The organism is Streptomyces thermospinosisporus, from assembly GCF_039526425.1.
Lineage (GTDB): Bacteria > Actinomycetota > Actinomycetes > Streptomycetales > Streptomycetaceae > Streptomyces > Streptomyces thermocarboxydovorans.
This window is the reverse complement of sequence record NZ_BAAAIZ010000020.1, coordinates 33,941-55,812: the sequence shown is the minus strand read 5'-3', so window position 1 is coordinate 55,812 and position 21,872 is coordinate 33,941. Positions and strand designations below refer to the sequence as shown.

At 71.1% G+C, this 21,872-nt stretch carries 19 protein-coding genes; 6 read left to right on the top strand and 13 right to left on the bottom strand.

What is annotated here, in order from left to right; all coding sequences use genetic code 11:
* The 3 genes from ABD207_RS08795 to ABD207_RS08785 all read right to left on the bottom strand — a co-directional run.
* Window positions 1-1,055, bottom strand: a 1,055-nt coding sequence (locus ABD207_RS08795; RefSeq protein WP_344011380.1) for a hypothetical protein, incomplete at its 3' end; no start/stop codon positions are given.
* A gap of 8 nt (window positions 1,056-1,063) precedes the next feature.
* Window positions 1,064-1,318 carry a MoaD/ThiS family protein gene (locus ABD207_RS08790; RefSeq protein ID WP_344003831.1) on the bottom strand — a complete coding sequence of 85 codons (255 nt, stop codon included), beginning with the start codon at window positions 1,316-1,318 and terminating at the stop codon, window positions 1,064-1,066.
* A 38-nt stretch (window positions 1,319-1,356) separates the two neighbouring features.
* Window positions 1,357-2,181 carry an alpha/beta hydrolase gene (locus tag ABD207_RS08785; RefSeq protein ID WP_344011379.1) on the bottom strand — a complete coding sequence of 275 codons (825 nt, stop codon included), beginning with the start codon at window positions 2,179-2,181 and terminating at the stop codon, window positions 1,357-1,359.
* Between the two features lie 207 nt (window positions 2,182-2,388).
* On the opposite strand from ABD207_RS08785, the gene ABD207_RS08780 reads away from it, so the two are divergent.
* The 5 genes from ABD207_RS08780 (at window position 2,389) to ABD207_RS08760 (ending at window position 8,133) form a co-directional block, all read left to right on the top strand.
* Window positions 2,389-3,201 carry a response regulator transcription factor gene (locus tag ABD207_RS08780; RefSeq protein ID WP_344011378.1) on the top strand — a complete coding sequence of 271 codons (813 nt, stop codon included), beginning with the start codon at window positions 2,389-2,391 and terminating at the stop codon, window positions 3,199-3,201.
* Window positions 3,202-3,273: 72 nt separating this feature from the next.
* A complete protein-coding gene (locus tag ABD207_RS08775; RefSeq protein WP_344011377.1) occupies window positions 3,274-4,296 on the top strand; it encodes a LacI family DNA-binding transcriptional regulator in 1,023 nt (340 codons plus the stop codon).
* A gap of 360 nt (window positions 4,297-4,656) precedes the next feature.
* Window positions 4,657-5,691 (top strand): S1C family serine protease, encoded by a 1,035-nt coding sequence (locus ABD207_RS08770; protein WP_344011375.1) that lies wholly within the window; start codon window positions 4,657-4,659, stop codon window positions 5,689-5,691.
* A gap of 223 nt (window positions 5,692-5,914) precedes the next feature.
* Window positions 5,915-6,673, top strand: coding sequence for a response regulator transcription factor (locus ABD207_RS08765; protein WP_344011374.1), 759 nt, complete (start codon window positions 5,915-5,917; stop codon window positions 6,671-6,673).
* Complete coding sequence (locus ABD207_RS08760) at window positions 6,670-8,133, top strand: sensor histidine kinase (protein ID WP_344011372.1); 1,464 nt, start codon at window positions 6,670-6,672, stop codon at window positions 8,131-8,133. The genes ABD207_RS08765 and ABD207_RS08760 overlap by 4 nt, the downstream gene beginning before the upstream one ends.
* Here the strand turns inward: ABD207_RS08760 and ABD207_RS08755 are convergent, their stop codons facing one another.
* From ABD207_RS08755 to ABD207_RS08710, 10 genes are all read right to left on the bottom strand, one after another.
* Window positions 8,134-9,471, bottom strand: coding sequence for a DUF6177 family protein (locus ABD207_RS08755; RefSeq protein ID WP_344011370.1), 1,338 nt, complete (start codon window positions 9,469-9,471; stop codon window positions 8,134-8,136).
* Window positions 9,468-13,445 (bottom strand): type VII secretion protein EccCb, encoded by a 3,978-nt coding sequence (gene eccCb / locus ABD207_RS08750; protein ID WP_344011369.1) that lies wholly within the window; start codon window positions 13,443-13,445, stop codon window positions 9,468-9,470. Before eccCb ends, ABD207_RS08755 begins: the two co-directional genes overlap by 4 nt.
* On the bottom strand, window positions 13,442-14,533 hold the full coding sequence (locus tag ABD207_RS08745) for a CpaE/TadZ family protein (protein ID WP_167997480.1): 1,092 nt from the start codon (window positions 14,531-14,533) through the stop codon (window positions 13,442-13,444). The genes eccCb and ABD207_RS08745 overlap by 4 nt, the downstream gene beginning before the upstream one ends.
* A 22-nt stretch (window positions 14,534-14,555) precedes the next feature.
* The gene (locus tag ABD207_RS08740) at window positions 14,556-15,845 is read right to left on the bottom strand and encodes an EsaB/YukD family protein (RefSeq protein ID WP_425580656.1); all 1,290 of its coding nucleotides are present in this window, start codon (window positions 15,843-15,845) and stop codon (window positions 14,556-14,558) included.
* Window positions 15,846-15,957: 112 nt separating this feature from the next.
* Window positions 15,958-16,242 carry a hypothetical protein gene (locus ABD207_RS08735; protein WP_167997482.1) on the bottom strand — a complete coding sequence of 95 codons (285 nt, stop codon included), beginning with the start codon at window positions 16,240-16,242 and terminating at the stop codon, window positions 15,958-15,960.
* The gene (locus tag ABD207_RS08730; protein WP_425580655.1) at window positions 16,239-17,090 is read right to left on the bottom strand and encodes an immunity 49 family protein; all 852 of its coding nucleotides are present in this window, start codon (window positions 17,088-17,090) and stop codon (window positions 16,239-16,241) included. The genes ABD207_RS08735 and ABD207_RS08730 overlap by 4 nt, the downstream gene beginning before the upstream one ends.
* Window positions 17,087-19,669 carry a hypothetical protein gene (locus tag ABD207_RS08725; protein WP_344011364.1) on the bottom strand — a complete coding sequence of 861 codons (2,583 nt, stop codon included), beginning with the start codon at window positions 19,667-19,669 and terminating at the stop codon, window positions 17,087-17,089. The genes ABD207_RS08730 and ABD207_RS08725 overlap by 4 nt, the downstream gene beginning before the upstream one ends.
* The gene (locus ABD207_RS08720; RefSeq protein WP_344011362.1) at window positions 19,666-20,058 is read right to left on the bottom strand and encodes a DUF6507 family protein; all 393 of its coding nucleotides are present in this window, start codon (window positions 20,056-20,058) and stop codon (window positions 19,666-19,668) included. Before ABD207_RS08720 ends, ABD207_RS08725 begins: the two co-directional genes overlap by 4 nt.
* Window positions 20,059-20,116: 58 nt before the next feature.
* A complete protein-coding gene (locus ABD207_RS08715) occupies window positions 20,117-20,428 on the bottom strand; it encodes a pore-forming ESAT-6 family protein (protein WP_167997485.1) in 312 nt (103 codons plus the stop codon).
* A 55-nt stretch (window positions 20,429-20,483) separates the two neighbouring features.
* Window positions 20,484-20,816 carry a hypothetical protein gene (locus tag ABD207_RS08710; protein WP_167997486.1) on the bottom strand — a complete coding sequence of 111 codons (333 nt, stop codon included), beginning with the start codon at window positions 20,814-20,816 and terminating at the stop codon, window positions 20,484-20,486.
* A 273-nt stretch (window positions 20,817-21,089) separates the two neighbouring features.
* Here ABD207_RS08710 and ABD207_RS08705 point away from each other — a divergent pair, with 273 nt between their 5' ends.
* The gene (locus ABD207_RS08705) at window positions 21,090-21,710 is read left to right on the top strand and encodes a DUF7691 family protein (RefSeq protein ID WP_344011361.1); all 621 of its coding nucleotides are present in this window, start codon (window positions 21,090-21,092) and stop codon (window positions 21,708-21,710) included.
* Window positions 21,711-21,872: the final 162 nt, after the last annotated feature.

Here is a 21,872-nt window from a genome sequence, read left to right as displayed (position 1 = left end):
GCCGCGACCAGCGCCGCCGCGCCCGCCGCCGACGCCAATGCGGCCAGCACCCGGGCCGCCGCCGGCAGCGGCAGGGCCCGCGCCACGACGGCCACCGCCACCGCGCCCGCCCCGGCCGTCACCGCTGCCGTGTCCGCCGCGAGGTACCCGGACGCCACGATCGCCAGCGCCGCCGCCGCGACCGTGGCCGTCAGCCCGTACATCCGCTCGTCCGGGTCCGCGTGCGACCTCAGCTGGAGCACCAGCGACAGCAGCACCCAGACCCCGAGCGTGCCCAGGATCGCGGCGGGCGACCGGTCCGTGGCCAGCAGGGCCACGTCCGCCACCAGGGCGCCGAGGAACCCGAGGGCGATGCCCTGCCGGGCCGGCCACATGCCGTTCAGCCGGAACCAGCCCGCGGCCGTGACGCCCTGGAGGATCACCAGGGGCACCAGCAGCGCCAACGTGCCGAGCGCCGCGCCCCCGGCCAGCAGCAGGCCCAGGGCGGCGGTCAGCAGTGCCGGCTGCATCCCGGGCTCGATGATCGGCGAGCGCCCCTCGGCGCGGGCCCGCTGGGCGTCGGTGATCCGGGGGTTCCCGGCGAGCGTCGCGGGACCGTACTCGGGCACGGCGCCCACGGCAGCGGGAGCCGGAGCCCCCGGAGCCGGAGCCGTGGCGGCCGGGGCTGCCGCGGCGGCCGGTGCGGGAGCGCCACCGGGGGGCGGGAACGCCGCCCCGCCGGGCGCGGGCATCGGCCCGGGCCGTGCCGGGTCCTGCGGCGGCAGATACGCGGTCTCCTCCGCGGCGGCGGCCGGAACCGGCGGCTGGACGGACGTCTCCCAGGTCTGCCCCTGCCACTGCTGGGTGTGCCCCTGCTCGGCCCCGGGGTCGTCGTACCCCGGCCAGGCGCTCTGCCCTTGAGCCTGCCCCTGCCCCTGCCATGAGCCGTGGCCCTGGGAGGGCTGCGCCGGGTAGGAGTGTCCCGGGTGAGCCTGCCCCTGGTAGCTCTGGCCCTGACCCTGGCTCTGGTAGGGCTGCCCGTCGTACCGCTGTCCCTCGTACGGCTGGTTCGTCATCGCTCCGCTCACCCTCCCGCGAACGGCGGGAGCACCTCGACCGTGCCGCCCTCGGCCAGCCGTACCGTCTCGTGCGGGCGCTGCCCCGCGGGGTCACCGTCGATGAGGAACGAGCACCGCTGCAGCACACGCGTCAGCTCGCCCGGATGCCGTTCGCGCACCGCGTCGAGCGCCTCGGCGAGCGTAGCCGCCTCGTACGGCTCCTCGGCCACCCCGGCCGCGGCCTTGGCTGCGGCCCAGTACCGCACCGTGACCTTTGCCATCTGCTGGTCCCAATCCCTTGACGGTGAACACCGTCAGGCTAGCCCGCCCGGCCGGCCGCCCAGTGCCCGATCCGGTGCAGCAGTTCCTCGGGCGCCGCGTTCTCGGCGTGCCCCATCTCCGGCTCCAGCCACAGTTCACCGTGGTCACCCGCCGCCTCGGCCAGCATCCGGGGGTGGTCCAGCGGGAAGTAGCCGTCGCGCTCGCCGTGCACGATCAGCAGCGGCGTGGGCGCGATCCTGGGCACGGCCTCCACCGGGGACAGCGGCACCGGGTCCCACCGGCGCCGGTGGATGCGGGTGCGCAGCCCGTACCGGCCCACCAGCCGCCCGGCCGGACGGGTCACCAGCCAGTGCAGCCGCCGCATCGGGGCGGTCCCCCGGTAGAACCAGCGCGCGGGCGCGCTCACCGAGACCACGGCGTCCGGGCCGCCGTCCAGCGCCGCGTGCCGCAGCACCACCGAGCCGCCCATGGAGAACCCGACCGTGGCCACGCGGCTGTGCCCCAGCTCCCGCACCCAGGCGACCACCGCCGCCAGGTCCAGCACCTCGCGGTCCCCGACGGTGGACAGCCCGCCCGAGGCCCCGTGCCCGCGGAAGGAGAACGTCGCCACGGCCCCGTGCCGCGCGAGGGCCCGCGCCACCCGGCGCACGTGCGGCCGGTCCGCGTCCCCGGTGAACCCGTGGGCGACGACGAACGCCAGGTCACGAGCGCCGGCTCCGGGCTCGTACCGGGCGTCGATCGACACACCGTCCGCCGTCCGCAGAAACGTACGGACGGGCGCCCCGGTCAGGGATCCGCCCGACGTCTCAGCATGCGGACGATGGGTGGAACGCGCCACATGACCTGCCCGATCGGTGCTCATGTCGGCTATTCTCGTGCGAAGAGGACTCGGGCAGCGAAGCCCCCGGGTCCTTTTGTGCTTTCGGAGCGTTGTATACGACGTGTACGACTCGGGCCTCGATCGCACGCAGCAGTGCCGCAAACGTCCTGGAAGGGACCGAGGAGGACCAGACGTTATGGGCGAGCGAACCGTGCACCACCATAGGACGACCCGAGCGGGTGAGACGCGATGAGCTCACTTCTGCTCCTGACCAACGCCCTCCAGCCGTCGACGGAGGTGCTCCCCGCCCTCGGCCTGCTGCTGCACAACGTACGGGTGGCCCCCGCGGAGGGCCCGGCCCTCGTCGACACCCCCGGCGCGGACGTCATCCTCATCGACGGCCGCCGCGACCTCCCCCAGGTGCGCAGCCTGTGCCAGCTGCTGCGCTCCACCGGACCCGGCTGCCCCCTCATCCTCGTCGTGACCGAGGGCGGCCTGGCCGCCGTCACCGCGGACTGGGGCATCGACGACGTCCTCCTCGACACCGCCGGCCCCGCCGAGGTGGAGGCGCGCCTGCGGCTGGCCATGGGCCGCCAGCAGATCGGCAACGACGACTCCCCCATGGAGATCCGCAACGGCGATCTCTCGGTGGACGAGGCGACCTACTCCGCCAAGCTCAAGGGCAGGGTCCTCGACCTGACCTTCAAGGAGTTCGAACTGCTCAAGTACCTGGCCCAGCACCCCGGCCGGGTCTTCACCCGCGCCCAGCTGCTGCAGGAGGTGTGGGGCTACGACTACTTCGGCGGCACCCGCACCGTCGACGTGCACGTACGGCGGCTGCGCGCCAAGCTCGGCCCCGAGCACGAGTCGCTGATCGGCACCGTGCGCAACGTCGGGTACCGGTTCGTCGCCCCGGAGAAGGTCGAGCGCGCCGCCGAGGAGGCCAAGGCCGCGGCCGAGCGCGAGAAGACCGGGAACGCCGGGAACCCCGGGAACCGCGGCAACGCGGACTCGGGCGCCGCGTCCGCCGCGGGCGCCGCCCCGGTGCACACCAAGGCGTGAGCGAGGAAGCGTGCCGCACATAACCTCCCGTACGCCCTGCCCAGAACGGGTATATCCGCGTAGACTCCGCGCGTGGCCAAGGTGACTAGGGATGACGTGGCGCGGCTGGCGGGTACTTCCACCGCCGTCGTCAGCTACGTCATCAACAACGGACCCCGGCCGGTCGCCCCGGCCACGCGGGAGCGCGTGCTCGCCGCGATCAAGGAGCTGGGGTACCGGCCCGACCGCGTCGCGCAGGCGATGGCGTCGCGCCGGACGGACCTCATAGGCCTGATCGTGCCGGACGCGCGCCAGCCCTTCTTCGGGGAGATGGCGCACGCGGTCGAGCAGGCGGCGTCCGAGCGCGGGAAGATGGTGCTCGTCGGCAACTCCGACTACATCGGCGAGCGCGAGGTCCACTATCTGCGCGCCTTCCTCGGGATGCGCGTCTCCGGTCTGATCCTGGTCAGCCACGCGCTCAACGACCTGGCCGCCGCGGAGATCGACGCCTGGGACGCCCGGGTCGTGCTGCTGCACGAGCGCCCCGAGGCCATCGACGACGTCGCCGTCGTCACCGACGACCTCGGCGGCGCCCAGCTCGCCGTACGCCACCTGCTGGAGCACGGCTACGAGTACGTCGCCTGTGTCGGCGGCACCGCGGACACCCCCGCCGTCGGCGACCCGGTCTCCGACCACGTCGAGGGCTGGCGGCGCGCCATGGAGGAGGCCGGCGTCTCCACCGAGGGCCGGCTCTTCGAGGCCCCCTACAACCGGTACGACGCCTACGAGGTCGGCCTGGAGATCCTCTCCGGCCCGCGGCGGCCGCCCGCGATCTTCTGCTCCACCGATGACCAGGCGATCGGCCTGCTGCGCGCGGCGCGCGAGCTGCGCATCGACGTGCCCGGTGAGCTCGCCGTGGCCGGCTTCGACGACATCAAGGAGGCGGCGCTCACCGACCCGCCGCTGACGACGGTGGCCTCCGACCGCTCGGCGATGGCCCGTGCGGCGGTCGACCTGGTGCTCGACGACGGTCTGCGGGTGGCCGGGGCGCGTCGGGAGCGGCTGAAGGTGTTCCCGTCCCGGCTGGTGGTGCGCCGGTCCTGCGGCTGCGGCTGATCTCGGTACGGGACTGCGGCTGCGGCTGATCTCGGTACGGGACTGCGGCTGCGGCTGATCCCGGTACGGGACTGCGGCTGCGGCTGATCCCGGTACCGGACTGCGGCTGCGGCTGAGCCCGGTACCGGACTGCGGCTGCGGCTGAGCCCGGTACCGGACTGCGGCTGCGGCTGAGCCCGGTACCGGACTGCGGCTGCGGCTGAGCCCGGTACCGGACTGCGGCTGACCTCGGCGACGGCCCATGTCGAAGGCGCGCCCTGGGAATCGAAGGCGCGTCTTTACATCGGACATACGCCCTTCTGTCGCACTTCTCAAGTCGTCCTCAGACTGCTCTCATCGTCGGGCGCGACGCTCAGTGCCATGACGGACTACTCCTCTCCTGTGCATCCCGGCAGTCCCGTGAACACCGGCAGTCCCGTGAACCCCGAGTGGCCGCCGCCTCCGGCGTTCCCGCCCGGCCGGACAGGTCAGTTCGATCATCCAGGTGAGCCCGGACCGTCCGGTCAGCCCGTGCGGCCGCGCCGGAAGCGCGCCCGCGGTCCGGTCTCCCTGCTCGCCGCCGTGGCGGTCGTCGCGGCGGCCGTCGGCGGGGGTACCGCCTACGGCATCCAGGAGCTCACCGGCACCGACACCGTCGCCTCCAGCTCCACCAGCACCCATGTGGTGCCGTCGAGCCAGAAGGGCACCGTGGCCGGCGTGGCCAAGGCGGTCAGCCCGAGCATCGTCGAGATCAAGGCCGCGACGGACGCGGGCACCTCCACCGGCTCCGGCGTGATCATCACCGGCGACGGCGAGATCGTCACCAACAACCATGTGATCGCCGGCGCCTCCTCGATCCAGGTGCGCACCAGCGACGGCAAGACCTACGAGGCGGAGGTCGTCGGCACCGACAGCTCCAAGGACCTCGCGCTGATCAAGCTGAAGGACGCCTCGGGTCTGCAGGCGGCGACCCTCGGCAACTCCGACGGCGTGCAGGTCGGCGACCAGGTCGTGGCGATCGGCTCGCCGGAGGGTCTGACCGGCACCGTGACCAGCGGCATCGTCTCCGCCATCGACCGGGACGTCACCGTGTCCAAGGACGACAGCCAGGGGCAGCAGCAGTGGCAGCAGGGCGACGGCTGGCCGTTCGAGTTCGGCGGCCGGGAGTTCAACGGCGACACCGGCCGGTCCACGACGACCTACAAGGCCATCCAGACCGACGCGTCCCTCAACCCCGGCAACTCCGGCGGCGCGCTGATCGACATGAACGGCAACATCATCGGGATCAACTCGGCGATGTACTCGGCGAAGGGCGTGGACTCCTCCGCCGCGGGCAGCGTGGGCCTGGGCTTCGCCATCCCGATCAACACGGTGAAGGCGGACCTGGCGAAGCTGCGCGCGGGCGCGATGGACTGAGGTCACGGACTGAGGGACCGAAGAGATCGCAGAAGCCCTCGCAGAAGGCCACGCAGAAGGCCTCGGCACAAGGCCTCGGCAGAAGGCGTCGGCAGAAGGCGTCGCGGGCCGGGAGCCCACCGCCGAGGCGGCCCCGCACCCCCGCGTGCGAGGCTCGTGCGAGGCTGAAGACCTCGAGTCTGGCACCTTTGGAACGTCGTCCTACGAGCGAGGAACCCGAGCCATGAGCCCCCTGTCGTCCGCTCCGTCCGCCGCCACGGAAGGCGACCGTGCCCCCCAGCGCATCCTGATCGTCGACGACGAGCCGGCGGTCCGCGAGGCGCTCCAGCGCAGCCTGGCCTTCGAGGGGTACGACACGGAGGTCGCCGTGGACGGCGCGGACGCCCTGGAGAAGGCGGCGGCGTACCGGCCCGACCTGGTGGTCCTCGACATCCAGATGCCGCGCATGGACGGCCTGACCGCCGCCCGCCGCATCCGGGGCTCCGGCGACACCACGCCCATCCTGATGCTGACCGCCCGGGACACGGTCGGGGACCGGGTGACCGGGCTGGACGCGGGCGCCGACGACTACCTGGTCAAGCCGTTCGAGCTGGACGAGCTGTTCGCCCGGATCCGGGCGCTGCTGCGCCGCAGCTCGTACGCGGCCGCGGTGGCCGCCTCGGCCGACACCGGTGATGTGCTGACCTTCGCCGACCTGCGCATGAACCTGGCGACGCGGGAGGTGACCCGGGGCGACAGGCAGGTGGAGCTGACCCGCACCGAGTTCAGCCTGCTGGAGATGTTCATGGCGCACCCGCGCCAGGTGCTCACCCGGGAGCAGATCCTCAAGGCGGTCTGGGGCTTCGACTTCGAGCCGTCCTCCAACTCCCTCGACGTGTATGTGATGTACCTGCGCCGCAAGACCGAGGCGGGCGGCGAGCCGCGCCTGGTGCACACGGTCCGGGGCGTGGGCTATGTCCTGCGGCAGGGCGGCACGGAGTGAGCAGGCTCGTACGCCGGTTCCGCACGCTGCCGATCCGGGCGCGGCTGGCGCTGCTGGTGGCGGCGGCGGTGGCGTTCGCGGTGGCGGCGGTCTCGGTGACCTGCTGGTTCATCGTGCAGGGCAAGCTGTACGGGGAGCTGGACGAGGACCTTCAGGCGTCGGTGCCGCGGGCCCTGCCGGTCAGCCAGGTGCGCACCACCCTCGACGCCTGCCCTCAGTCCCCGTCGGAGAGCCTCCCCTTCGGCGCCCGCGTCAACGGCTACGCCCAGATCGTGTACGCCGACGGCAGGGCCTGCCTGATCGGCAACTCGGCGGCGCTGGTGAAGGTGACGGACGACGACCGGGCCGTGGCCCGCGACCCGGTGACCGGCGAGGGCTCCATCCGCAACGGCACCGACAGCGAGGGCAACCGGGTGCGGGTCCTCACCACGGCGCTGTCCGTGGAGGACCCGGACGCCGGCCGCTACACCGCCGACGACCTCGCCCTGCTCATCGCCGTCCCGCTCGACAGCACCCGCTCTACCCTCAACGAGCTGGCCCTGCTGCTGCTCCTGGTCTCCGGGGTCGGCGTGCTCGGCTCGTCCGCCGCCGGCCTCGCCGTGGCCCGCGCCGGACTCCGCCCCGTCGACAAGCTCACCGAGGCGGTGGAGCACGTGGCCCGCACCGAGGACCTCGACATCCGCATCCCCGTGGAGGACGAGTCGGAGGACGAGATCGCCCGCCTCTCCCGCTCCTTCAACTCCATGACCTCCGCCCTCGCCAGCTCCCGCGACCTGCAGCAGCAGCTGATCGCCGACGCCGGCCACGAGCTGCGCACCCCGCTGACCTCGCTGCGCACCAACATCGAACTCCTCACCCGCAGCGAGGAGACCGGCCGCCCCCTCCCCGCGGCCGACCGCAAGGCGCTGCTCGCCTCCGTCAAGGCGCAGATGACCGAACTCGCCGCCCTCATCGGCGACTTGCAGGAACTCTCCCGCCCCGACGTGGGCCAGCACTCCCCCCGCACCCAGATCGTCGCCTGGCAGGACGTCGTCGACTCCGCCATCGGCCGCGCCCGGCTGCGCGGCCCCGAACTGACCATCACCGCGGACCTGAACCCCTGGTACGTCCGCGCCGAGCCCGCCGCGCTGGAGCGCGCCGTGGTCAACATCCTCGACAACGCGGTGAAGTTCAGCCCCGAGGGCGGCACCATCGACGTCCGCCTCGCCGACGGCGTCCTCACGGTCCGCGACCACGGCCCCGGCATTCCCGCCGACGAACTCCCGCACGTCTTCGACCGCTTCTGGCGCTCCCCCAGCGCCCGCGCCCTCCCCGGCTCCGGCCTCGGCCTGTCCATCGTCGCCCGCACCGTCCGCCAGGCAGGCGGCGAGGTCACCCTGACCCCGGCCCCCGACGGCGGCACCATCGCCACCATCCGCCTCCCGGGGGCGCCTGCCCCGCCTCCGGCGGAGACGCCGTAGTCATCCGGCGGGCCGCTGTTCGCCCCGCGCGCTCATCAGCTCGCGCAAGCGGGCCCACGCACCGGGGTCCGTTCCGTCGCCCAGCCGGTGGTGGCGTACCGCCTCGTCCGCGTCGGCGACGCTGAACGTGGCGGGGACCGGCGGTGGTTCGAGGCGGGCGGGGACCGTGAGGTCGCGGCGGGCGGACCGCTGACAGGTCAGCAGGCTGACCAGCCCGTGCTCGGCGTGCAGCTCGGCCGCCAGCTGCTCGATCCGCTCGAGCGGCACGCTCTCGTCGGCGTCGTAGCCGAAGGTGACGGTGATGTCCTCCTCGACGCCCGCGGTCGTCCGCAGCACCCTCACAGTGGCCAGGGCCGGACGGTCGGGCCGCCCCACGGCGATCAGCCATGTCGGGCGAGGCGCGCGGGCACGGGCCAGGTCGGTCAGCTCACGGGTCGACCAGGGGAGGTTGACGGGTTCTGCCGTGCTCCACCCGGCGGGCTCCGCACCGGTCAGCCGGCGGAACACCGCTTCGAGCGCGCGGCCGAGCACGAGATCCACATCGGGCGCGTGGCAGGTCCGCAGGGTGAGGACGAACTGCCGGTCACCGGTGTCGGGAGCAGGGGTGAACGCCTGCGCGACCGTGGTCCTGCCGCGTTCGTCCCGTACGGGCGAGAAGGATCCGTCCTTCCAGTGAAGTACGGCGCCGGACAGGCCGTCGTAGTAGCCGTGCTCCGGGTCCTGGACCACCCAGCGGTTCGGTACGCCTTGCAGGGCCGTGCGCGTGGCCAGGGTGAGGCGGGCGGTGGGCGGGGTGACGATCTGCAGGGCACGGTCGCTCTCGGTCGCCAGGCGCAGGGCGTCGGAGAGCCAGGTGGTCATGGGGACCAGGGGCCGCTCCTGGATGACCACGGCCGCGGCGGAGGTGAGGACGTCGACGGCGGGCGTCCCCGTGGCGGGCACGGGAACCGCCGAGATGCCGGTCGTGAGGGGCACGACCTCGGTGGTGGCGGCCTCCGGCGGCCAGACCGCGCCGTCGAGCACGGCGGCCAGACGCCCGGCGAAGGAACCCGCGAGCCGTCCCGCTTCGGCGACGGCGGTGGAGGCGCGGGCCTCGGTCCACCACACGGGCCCGTCGTGCCCGGTGGCGCCGAGCAGACGCTCGGTCTCGCCGGGGACCTGGACCAGGACGGGTGTCTCGACGGACACCAGCGGACGGCCGTCGGGGGCGCAGAGCTGCACGACCGCGCCGTCGGCCAGGGTGCTGATCCCGAGATCGGGTCCGCCCGCGTAGAGCCCGGCCAGCAGAGTGGGCAGGTCCGGCATCTTCGGTGTGAGCGCGATGACGTCCTTGGTCACGGGGCCTCCTCCGTGGCCAGCGCGGTCTGGATGAGCTGGTGGGGGCGGCCGCGGCGGACCAGGGTGCCGCGTCCCGGAGGCTGCTGGGTGGCGTACAGGCCGGGAAACAGCTGCCCCTCGGTGCGGTCGCCGGTCATGACGAGCGCCGCCGTCCCCGTCTCGCGCAGCGTGGTCAGCAGCGGCTCGTACAGCGCGCGGGACGCGCCGGCGGCACGGCGGGCGACGACGAAGTGCAAGCCGATGTCCTGGGCGGAGGAGACGTACGGCAGGAAGGGCGACAGCGGCTGCCGGCCCGCAGTGGTGAGGATGTCGTAGTCGTCGACCAGGATGACGATGCGGGGCCCCTCGAAGGAGGGTTCCGCGCTCGGTGGGGCGTCCGGGTCGGCGGTCTCCGGGATGCGCTTCTCCAGTTCGGCGGCGATGCCGGTGGACAGGGCGGCGGCGAGCTTGGCGTTGTGGGCGTAGCCGCCGCGGTAGGGCTCGGGGACCGCGCCGCGCAGACCGCGCCGGGGGTCGAACACGCCGAAGACGAGTTCCTTGTCGGAGTACCTCCGGACGAGCTGTGCGGCGATCAGCTGGAGCAGGTTGGTCTTGCCGCATTCGTTGTCGCCGAGGATCAGCAGATGCTGGTCGGTGCCGAACAGGTCGAGCAGCACGGGTGCGAGATGGTCCTGGTCCACGCCGATCGGTACGGCCCCGGGCACGGCTGCAGGTGTCGGCAGCTTGGTGAGGGGCAGCCGGGTGGGCAACACCCGTACGGGCGCGGCGACCTCACCGTGCCAGGCGGCGCGCACAGTGCGGGCGGCGCGTTCCAGGGCCGGGCCGGCATCGTCCGTCCTGGCCCGGGAGTCGATGCGGGGGAGCGCGACCTGCGCGAACAGCTTGCCGTCCGTCAGAGCCCGGCCCGGTGTGCCGGCGTCCAGGGTCTCGGACAGTTTGCGGTCGACGGTGGAGTCGGCGGGGTCGTTGAGGCGGAGCTCGATGCGGGTGCCGAACATCGACTGGGTGGCGATGCGGACGTCGTTCCAGCGCAGCATGCCCGCCACGACGTGGATGCCGTAGCCGCCGCCGCGCTTGAGGAGATCGGCGATCGGGTCGTCGAGATCGGCGAACTCGTCGCGCAGGGCACCGAATCCGTCGACGAGCAGGACGACGTCGGTCGAGCCCGCCTCGGGCAGCTCTCCTTGGGCGCGCAGCCGGCGGAACCGGTCCACGGAGTCGATGCCGTGCTCGCGGAACAGTTCCTCGCGCCGGGCCAGCAGGGCGCGCACCTCGGCGACCGTACGGGCGGCGCGCTCATGGTCCGCGCGTCCCGCGATCCCGCCGACGTGCGGCAGTTCGGCCAGCGCGGCCAGGCCGCCACCAGCCAGATCGAGGCCGTAGACGGCGATGTCGTGCGGCGTGTGGGTGAGCGCCAGGGAGAGCGTGAGGGTGCGCAGCAGGGTCGTCTTGCCGGACTGCGGGCCGCCGATGACGGCGATGTGACCGCCGGCCACGGTCAGGTCGAGCAGCCAGGGCTCCTGCCACTGGCGAGCCGGATCGTCGAGGGTGCCGAGCGGAACCCGCAGACCGCCCTCCGCGCGGTCGAGACGCAGCCCCCGGGGTCCTGCCCGCAGGGGACCGGCCACCTGATCGAGAGTCGTGGCGTCGGGCAGCGGGGGAAGCCAGATGCGGCGCGCCGGCGGAGCCGCGACGGCCAGCTGGTCGACCATGACGGACAGCACCGTGGGCCCCGTCTCACGTACGGCGACCACGGGTTCCTCTTCGGAAGCCGCCGGATCCTCGGGGGCGCTGTACGCCGGATACGGCAGGACGGACGGCTCGTCGGCCGAGTCGTCGCGCAGACTCGGGCCACGGTACGCGCCGGAGACATAGCCGGCCTTGAAGCGCTCGTACGTCGAGGTGTCGACCTTCAGATAGCCGAAGCCCGGAAGCGGCGGCAGATGGAAGGCGTCGGTGGTGTCGAGGACCGTGCGGGACTCGTCGGCGGAGAAGGTGCGCAGGCCCAGCCGGTACGACAGATACGTGTCCAGGCCCTTGAGTTTGCCGCCCTCGATGCGCTGGCTGGACAGCAGCAGGTGGACGCCGATCGACCGGCCGATGCGGCCGATGGACAGGAACAGGTCGATGAAGTCCGGTTTGGCGGTGATGAGCTCGCCGAACTCGTCGATGACCACGAACAGGTGCGGCAGGGGCTCCAGATCGGGGCGGTCCGTGGCCCGCAGGGTGGCGTAGTGGCCGATGTCGGCGACGTTCCCCGCGTCCTTGAGGACCTGCTGGCGGCGCTTGACCTCACCGGCGAGGCTGGAGTGGACGCGTTCGACGAGACCGGCCTGATTCTCCAGGTTGGTGATCACGCCTGCCACGTGCGGGAGTCCGGCGAACGGCGCGAAGGTGGCGCCGCCCTTGTAGTCGACCAGAACCAGCGCCAGATCCTCCGGCGAGTGGGTGGCGGCGAGGGCGAGGACCAGGGTGCGCAGCAGTTCGCTCTTGCCGGATCCGGTGGCACCGACGCACAGCCCGTGCGGGCCCATGCCGAGCTGGGCCGACTCCTTCAGGTCGAGCAGCACCGGCTCGTGCCGGTCGGTGAGTCCGATGGGGACGCGCAGGAAGTCGCGCTCGCCGCGCGGCGCCCACAGGCGGGTGAGGTCGAGCGCGGCAGGGTCCTCGATGCCGAGGAGCGCGGGAAAGTCGACCGGTCCGGACACGGGGGCACCGTCGGCCGCGGACTCGGCGGACAGGCGCAGCGGGGCGAGCAGGCGGGCGATGCCCTCGGCTCCGGCGGCGGTGACGGCGTCGGCCGTTCCGTGCGCCGGCGGGGTGTCCGCAGCCCGCAGATCGTCGACGGTGATCCGGTCGCCGTCGACGGTGATCCGCACCGAGACCTGGTCGGGCTCGTGCACCTGCTGCTCGAGCAGATGCAGCACGGTGACGCCCATCGCCGCGGGCCCGATCGCCGCGTCCGGGAGCGGCAGCTCCGATGCGTTCTCGCCGAAGCGGTCACTGACGACCAGGAGCCGGCCGGTGAGCCGTGACGCCTCCGGCCCCGCCAGGCCGCGGCGGACCTCCGCGGCGTACGCCGCGCGCTGCCGCAGGTCCTGCTCACACAGACGGGCCAGTTGCGGAAGGCCGGGAACGATACGGCGGGCCGGAACGGGACCGTCGTAGGCGTGCGCGTCGAGAACATGGGGCAGCCACTTCGCCCAGGACCACTCGGCCTCGTCGGCGGTGGCCACAGCGATGGCCACGTCGTCCGGGGCGTGCGTCACGGCGGTCTGCGTCAGCAGAGCTCGCGCTACGCGAAGCACACCGGCACGGTCCCCGACGACGCTGACGTTGCCGGCGCGGTCCAGCGGCACGGTGAGGGGAAAGTCCGTGACGGTGGCGAAGCGGCGCTGCAGAGCCCGGGCTTCGTTCAGCATGAACGGGTCCGGCGGGGTGAGCACTCCCCCGGAGCTGTTCTGTCCGATCAGCAGTTCCTGGGCGGGCACGTCCCCGGTGCCGGCCCGTACGCACAGGAAGTCGGGGTCCGGCCGCCGCCGCTCCCACAGCCGGGCCGGGTCCCGGAGGAGGTCGTACAGGGCCTCGGGCGGCGGGTTCAGCTCGCGGGCCCGGCGGCGCCGGTCCCGCTCGGCGCCGGTGAGTTCCTCGCGCAGTTCCTCCAGGTACTCCAGATACCGCTCCCGCTGCACACGCCGGGTGCGTTGCGCCTTGCCGCGCTGGGACAGGAACAGCGTCAGGGCACCGAAGAGCGCGGCGACCAGCACCACGGCGCCGATGATCGCGAACCGGCTGTTGCGGATCACCGTCATGAGGACCACGGAGCTGACGACGCCGGCCATCGGCAGAAGCGCGGTGACCGCGCTGCCGACCTTGCCCTCGGGCAGGTTGGGCGGAGGCTCTATCGTGCGCGTCTCCGTGGCGGTGAGCGGCCGGGTGGAGCGTGCCGGCCGATGGATCACCTGCTGGGTCATCGCACTCTCACCGCCCGCCGCATCGCCTCGGCCGCGAGGCGTACGGCCGCGTCCCGCGTGCTCCGGGCCAGCAAGTCGGTGTGGATGGGGCCTCCCTGGGCGAGATGACGGTCGTAGGGCAGGGCGACGACGGGTACACCGGGTTCGCGCAGATGGGCTGCCGCGGCCTTGGCGTCGAGCGTGGCGTCGGGCGTGTTGGCGCTGAGGGCGACAACGGTCGTGGCCAGCGCGGAGTGCGGCAACTGAGCCAGCCAGTCGAGCACTTGCCTCGTACCGTGCACACCTTCCGCGGTCCTGGGGGCGACGACGACCCGGGCGTGGGCGGTGTCCATCGCCGTACGCGCCACTTCGCCGGGCAGGGTCTCGCAGTCCACGACGGTGACCGCGAAGTACCGCCGCAGTGCGAGGGTCACGGTCCGGTAGGTGGGCACGTCCAGGGGTGCGCCCACTCGTCCCTGGCTCGCGGGCAGCAGCCAGCCGCCGTCGGCGACGGGCACCAGATATCCGGTGACGTCGGTGAGTTGCATGCTCGGCGTGAGGATCCGGGCGAGGTCGGCGCAGGACCAGCGCACCGTCTCGGCCCCCATCCGCACCGGAAGGGTGCCCAGGGCCGCATCGGCCTCCAGGGTGAGAACGGGATCGTGCCGGTAGTGGTTGAGCGTGCGTCCGAGCAGCGCGGACACGGTGGACTTGCCGGCCCCTCCGCGAATCGAGGTGACGGCCACGACGCGACCGGTCGTCACCGGCTGCTGCAACTCCTGTGCCAGCCGGGTCTGTTCGGCGACCTCCTGTCCGGCAGAGGCGGTGAGCCGGCGCAGCCCGGCACCGGCACGGCGCGCGACGGTGTCGCCGTGCTGGGGGCGGCCGAGGGCGATGGCGAGGCGGGGGTCGATGATGGGGAGGCTCTCCGGCGGCGCCACGGGTTTGCGGGGCTCGCCCGGTTGACGGAGCACCGGCGCGGCGGGGACCCGCGGCTGCTCCACGGGGGCAGGCGCGGGCTCGGCATCGGATCGGGGCGCATCAGCCGCCTGCTGGTCCCCGACCAGTTCACGCAGCAGGTCCTGCTGCCAGTCACCGGCCCCGGTCATCCCATCCCCCTCGCACTCGCACCTACGCGAAGGTGCCGAGCAGCCGCCCGTACACCCCGAAGACGCCGATCACCAGCGGGAACAGGGAGATCACGGCCGCCGACTCCAGCACGTCCCCCACCTTGCGCAGCCGTACCCGCACATGTTCGGCGGGTTCGACGGCGAGGACGACGAGCGGCAGCACGGCAAGCGCGGCGAGCAGCGCCACGGGGGCGGCGGCCGTCGCGGCATGCTCGAGCCAGACGACGACGAGCCGCAGCAGGACGACGGCGGAGGCTCCGAGGAGGACGACGACCTCGGCGGTGAGCGGGAAGGCCCGGGCGCGCAGCGCGAGCACGAGCAGCAGGACGACACCCAGCGGCACCGTCCAGGCGGTGGCCGTGCGCAGAGCGAGCACTCCGGCGGCGGCGGCGGAGACGCCTAGCGTGACAGTGGCCAGGACCAGGCCCCGATGGGTGACGGCGAGTGCGGTGCCCACCGCGTAGCGGCTCACCGACGCACCGCCCGTGCGCCGGTCGTCCAGGCCGGTCAGCCCCGACACGGTCATCGCCAGCCGTGGCAGCACGCCGAGGAGCACGACGGAGAGGCCGGCGAGCAGCGCCCCGACGCGGGTCTGCTGCACCTCGGTGGTGGCCCCGCCCTGGACTCCGATCACCACCTCCCACACGATCAGACACCCGGCGAGAGTTCCCGCACCGATCAGCCCGGCACGACCCAACGGCGTGCACCAGGCGGCGAGCAGCAACGGGACGACCACGGCGGCACCGACGGCGGCGAGACGCACGGCAGCGGAGAAGTCGTGGGCGTCGGCCGCGGTCCACGCGCCGAGCACACCGAGCGCGCCGGAGGTGAAGAGGCCGGTGGCCGCGAGCCCGGTCTTCTCCAGCCGCCCGCACAGCACACCCGCCAGCGCACACGCGACGGCGGCCACGGCCAGCGCACCCGCCACGGCCGCCATCTCGAAGTGGTCCCGGGCGAGCATCCCGGCAGCCAGCGCCCAGAACACGGTCGCGCCGGCCGCGACCACCCGCCTGGTGGCAGGCCCCCAGCGCCAGTTGCGCACGGCGAGATCGTCGGCCGTCTCCTCACTGACGTCATGGACGACGGGCGCGGAAGGTGCCTCTTCGACGCGCACCAGTCGCAGCACGGCGCCGTCGGAGACACCGGCCGACTCGAGCGTGCTGTCGTGCGCGAGGGCGGAACCGTCCGGGGCGACGAGGTGCCGGGACCGGGGACGGTCCCCCACCCGGTCGTCCAGCAACCGCATGATCTCGGGCAGCAGGACCCCGATCGGCTCTCGCGAGGGAAGCACGAGATCGACGCGACGCCGCTCACCGACCAGAGTGACGCGACTGAGCGCCGTACGGCCACCACCGGTCACAGAACGGCTCAGGGACCCCGCGGCTATCACGTATTCGAACCTATCATCGGGAAGTTGGGCTGCTGGACGGCGAGGCGGACGGCACGGACTGCGGTCCCGTGGGGGATGCGTAGGGCCCTTCCTTCATCACCCGATGCGAGATGAAGGACCACCCGACGCACCCGGCACACGCCACCGCGGCGATCACGATGCCGGCGAACAGCTTCCCCAACCGCTCGTCGAACGTCCTTCGCTGCCGCAGCGGCCCGAAGAGCAGCGCATCCCGCAACCTCCGCCGCCGCACGGCCACGGATTCGAGAAGCTGGTTGTCGTAGTCCTGCGCGGTCATGTGGGGAACTCGCCGACCCAGTCGCGCTGGAGAAGGTGCTTGGGGAGGTAATCCGACTCGACATCGATGGGAAACCCACCGTCGTAGGCCCAGCAAGCGATCGCCAGCGGACCGAGGGCAATGCTTCCGTCGATGTCTGCCGCCCGCTTCTCGTTCAGAGTCCAGTACGCCTGATGCAGCTTCAAAGCCTCGACCAACGCGGGAGAGAAGCCTTCCCGGTCGTTGCGTACGAGGTGGTAGAAGAGATTGATCGGCGGATAAAGCACACCGTCGAGCAGATCACGCGGTGCGATGCGTGCCACTGACGGGTGCGAGGTCTGGAGCGTCTCGGTCAGCTTTTCCACCAGACCAGGACGCCTCAGCCAGTACGTCTGCAGTGTGTCAACCCAATGGTAGATGTACTCGTCGTACTGCCCCTCGGTCGATCGCAGCTGCTCAAGTGGGATCTCACACAGCTGAGTCATGCGCTGCGGCTCGCGGCAGATGACTGCCAACCAGAAAGCGGTAAGCCAGTTGCCCGCATCGGCCGCCGGAAGCGGACCGACTGCTGGGAGGCTCCGGATCTTGTAGTTGATACGGCACTCGACGACGCCTTCGTTCGCACTAGTCACGGCAAACAGAGCCGTGCCCAGCTGCATCGCGTTGACCGCGGCGTCCCAGGTTTCCGCCTTGGCTGCTCGCGGGTCAGTGACGCAGTGAGCACGCAGGGCCATGACGGCGGTGTTGAAGGCGAAGCCGATCATTCCTGCGGACTCTTCAAGTCGGTCGACTCTTCTGGCCACTCGCTCGCTGAGCCGCCCTGCATCGACGTCTGTCGGGAGCCCATGCCGGGAGATCTGCACAGTCACGGAAGGGTCCCCCTGCTGATGTCGAACCGTCGATACCTATAGCCATTGTATGTGCCCGCGTCTCTCTCCCCCTTGACGAGCACGTACTCCAGCTTTCCCGCATGCAGAGCGTCCTCGATGGCATCCACGAGGTCTCTTTCACCTCGTTTTTCCATGGCCGCAAGGATGTCCTCAAAGTACTCCTTGCTTCCCTGAGACACCTGCTTACCGTTCGAAAGAGTCCGCCTGCCGAGGTCGGTCCCAGAGCTACTTTTGGCTTCAATGACGACTATCCTTCCGTCGTCATGCTTCCACACCTGATCAAACTGGTCATTACCATTCTTCGGCCCCAGCAGCGGCTGTTTCTCGAAGCCTGGATAATTTACAGCTATGTAGTGATATTCCGCCGCCTTTTCGCCGAACTCCCTGGCGGCTTCCCCCATAGCGGTATGGGATTCTTTGTACGCCCCTCTAGCCTCTCCCCACTGTGCGGCTGTGTCGATGGACCCGTGCAGCTCATGAGCAGCACCTGTCTGCTCTTTCCAGTTCTCGACGACCTTGTCGTACCGGACGGCCGCATGACGTTCCCAGGCTGCTTCTTGAAGAACTCGGAGCCTGTCCGCGTCCGTCACAGTGTCCGCACCCACGCGGACGAAATCAGCGTCAAGGTAATGCGGTTCTGGCGGCTCAGGAGCATCCTTGGCGCGAATCCATGGAGCGTCGTCCGGCAGCTGAGTGAGCTGAGGCGGCGTGTACCCGCTCTCGTCATGGCGCTCCAGGTCCAGACGCGTTCCATTCTTCCTGTAGTATTTCTCGCGATACCCAGGCTCGTGATTCGCCCGGTACACTTGAATTTCCTCGATCTGCTCCCGGGTCAGCGAACCAGGGGGCCCATAAGGATTTGGCCCCTCACGCATGAAGCTGGGCCGCTTGATGTCTTGCCGACTGGTCGGAATGCCGGCACCCACGCGACCGCCATCGTCCCCGCCGGCGGCGATGGCACCGTCGCCGGCCGCACCCGACCCATGGGAACCGGTGCCTCCACGGCCACCCACGCCGGCAGCTTCACCGCCGCCACCGCCTGACTGTGAGGCACTGGCGCGAGCAGCACCCTCGCCCACGGGCGCCGCCGCCGCTGCGTGACCCGGACGCTCACTTCGGCTGCCGCCCGCCGCGGTGGAGTCCCCCTCGCCAGAGGGCCCGCCATCAACTCCTGCACGAGCCGTGGCCTCCGTGGTCCGCGAAGCTGCCCCGACCGGCACGAGCTCCTCGTCGCGGACAGGCGTGCGCCCCAACTGCCCCTCCTGCAGGGTGACGGAACGTTCCCTCACAGGCGCGTCCGTGACGACCTTGCCGTCCTTCATGACGACGAACTCGCCGTTCTCGATGACGAGAACGGAACGTCCCGTGTCGTCGGTGAATTGCAGGACGCTGGTCGGGGTGCGGACCTCCGGGATCGTGTTCATGCCGCGCAGGCTCTGCGTGACCTGTGCGATCCGCGGCACCGCGGCGCCGGTCACCTTGAACGCGGCACCGATCGGGTCGACCACCTCGCCCACCTTGGCGGCTGCCGCCGCTGCTCGGGCCGCTGTTCCCGCCCGGCCGGCGGAGGCGGCCTTGAGCGGTCCCACACCCAGGGTGAGCAGATTGAAGACAACCGTGCCGGTGGCGCGAGCAGGGTTCTCCTCCCACATGTCCCACGCCACCAGGCTCTTGCCGAACTCCTTGGCGTAGAGCTTGCTTTCCTGCGCGTACTTGGTCCCCAGGACCCCGCTGGGCTTCTGGCCGCCGGCCTCCATGAGGTAGACCTCCGTGCCGATGAGGGCCCGGAAGATCCCCTCCCATGCCTGCTTCGCCTGATGGGACCCGTTGAAACCGACGAGCGTGCCGATCCCCTCGACCGTCCCCCACACTCCGTCGACGATGAACCCGTCCCAGACAAAACTCTTGGCGTAGTAGCCCAAGTCCTCGGGATCCCACCAGTCGTGGCGTTCGGTGACGGGCGTGCCCCAGGGCAGTTCTTCGGCTTGGTCCAGCACTTCGGCGCTGTAGCCGTAGAACTTCTCATGGAACCATTTGATCTGCCTGTCGCCGGTGATCATCCGGTACTGCCTGCCACCGACCAGCGCACTGATCTTGTTGGCACAGGCGATCTCCGCTGCCGTGAACTCGGCCTGGGCGGCATTCACCTCGTGCAGCAGGGCCTGATGCTCTTCGACCTTCGCCTCGTCCTTGTTCCAGTTCTCGTCGAACTCACCGTTCTCGGTCTTCAGGCCCGCGACGAACGTCGCAGCATCGACCTGCAGCTGCTTCAGCTTCTTGATGATCGGAGCGACCTCGGTGGCGTACGTCCGCAGCGCGTCCGCCACCTTGTCGACCTTGTCGGCGAAGGCGTCGGCCGCATCGCTGGCCGGCTTGGTCGAGGCGAAGAGCTGTTCCGCCTCCGGTGCCTTGTAGAAGGCCGCCAGTCCCTGGAACTGCCGATGCGCCTCTCCGCCCGCCTGCCGGATGCCGTCCGCCTCCGTCATCAGCGCGTCCGTGTGCTGATCGAGCTGACTGAGATCACCCGTGAACTGCGGTATCGCTTCGGGCTTGATCACAGCCTGCCCGCCTTCCAGCCATCGGGCATGTCGGGCCTCTCGACACCGGCCGCCCGGTGCTGCAGCTCGGCCGCCATCTCCAGATCGCCCCGCTGGTACGCGGCGGTGGCCTCCACCGCACCGTTGACGGACCGGCTCACCCGCGTTCCGATGAACTGGAGTTCGTCTGCGGTGCCCACCATGAACTCGGCGAGCGCGGCGGCCACGATCCCGCCCTGCCCCTTGTGCTCCCCCTGGGCACCACCCGGTGCAAGGGTCCCCGCCGCGGTGGCCGCGCCCTGCAGGTCCTTCCCGTACGCCTGAACAATTTCGTCCAGGACCTTCATCACGTCCCCCACATGAGAGACCACGATTCCGACCCCGGACGGGGACACGTCCCATCCCGGCATGCGTCAGTCCTCGAATTCCCCGTTGTTCTGGCTGTGCTGCGCCCCCGGCGGGCACGCCTCAGCCGATGTTGTCCACCGCCGCGCGCGCCCTGGCCAGCGTCGTCTGCGCGGTCCCGTCGTTCTGCTCCATCGTGGTGCGGACGAGCCGGATGATCTCCCGCACCTCGCCGGCCGCACGGTGCCAGCGCTTCTCCTTGCCGTGGTACTCGTCGGCGACACCGTCGGCGGTGAAGTCGGCCATCGCCGCCTTCACGGCGCGGTCGCGATCGGTCAGGACGCGCTCGAGCTGGCCGATGACTCCCTGCAGACTGATCTGCACCTCACCCGAGGCGGCGGTGTCGTATGAGCGGCGGTCCAGGTTCTGACCCATACCGGATTCCCCCTTGAAAACATTTACGTTGAACGCAGAAGCGTTATGGCCGGTGTCAGCGCGCGCCGAAGCGGGCCGCGTCGAAGTTCGCCGCGCCCATGTTCTGGTGGGCGTTGGTCTCCAGCTCCTGATCACCGGTGCCGAATGCGGTGTCCATGCCCACCTGGCCGCCCAGGATCGCGTGGAGAGAGCTGTTCAGGTCGCTGGTGATCTCGTCCGCATGCAGCTTGAACCGGTCGAACGCCGCCTTGCCCGCCCCGTTGAACTTCCCTTCGAGCGGCTCTGCCGCCTGGATCAGCCATCGGATCAGCGTGCCCAGATCGTCGACCGAACCGACCGTGCTCTTCCCGAGATTCGACAGGGTCGTCGCCCCCATGTCGAACTTCATGCTTCACCCCCGTGCGTCACCTGCGCCTCATGATCTCGAACATCCTGTCGCACGCTCGGTTGCAAACGCAATGCGGGACAGGCGAGTTGGCGCGATCGGAGCCCTATACGCGGGAGATCACACTGTTGTTCACGAACGCACCGTGGCAGACGACACTTCGTCCACCCGGCAGTCCGGCGTGTCGACGTCCACGAGCCGCCACAACTGGCGTGCATGTCACGCCTCTTGGGAAGGCGACGGGCGCTGTCAGTCCCCACCCCTACGGTGGGCCGTATGAGTTCTTCGCTGAGCGTCTACCTGCTGGATGTCGCCGCCACCCGGGCACTCGTCGGTTCCCGTGACGAGCAGTTGCTGGAGGTCATACGCAGCAACTTCGGGGACGAACTGGAGCGGGACGACGAGTACTTCGGTCGTCTGATCGCCGACGGGGCCCCGACGGCGTACGAGGCGCTGTGCGCGGTCGTCAACGGGGGGCCGTTCAGCGAGAAGAAGGAGCATGCCTTCCAGTACGGCTACGCGTACAAGCGGCTGTGCTCGCTGACCGGTTCCTTCCTGGACAACTCCTGCTTCACTCCGCACCGGGGCAGCTGGCTGTCGATCGTGGACGAGGGACTCGCGGCGCTGGGGGTGACGGCGGTGTCCGTGGAGGAGTTCAGCTATGCGGATCTGCCGGCGCCGCTGCCGTACACCGACGTGCCGGGGTGCGGTGAATGGACGCCGCGGGGCATCGCGCGGGCGCTGGAGCAGTTCGAGGAGACCAAGCGGGCCGTGGATGCGTCGGGAGAGGCGCCGCCGCTCGAGCCGGAGGTGGTGGAGGCCGTGATGCAGTGTCTCGGGTGGATGCGGCTGGCGGCCGCCCGGCCGGGGTTCGGGGTCATCGGGTTCCGGTCATGAAGCCTCATATGGCGAGCGGGGCAAGTACCGGGTTCGACGCACAAGTTGCCGCAATCGGGGCTGGCACCGGGAGCCCGGGGATCCATACACGTCTCGCAGTGGGACGGCAACGGGCCCACCGGACACGGCACAGCGAGGACAGGGCAGCGGCGGCGCCGGAAG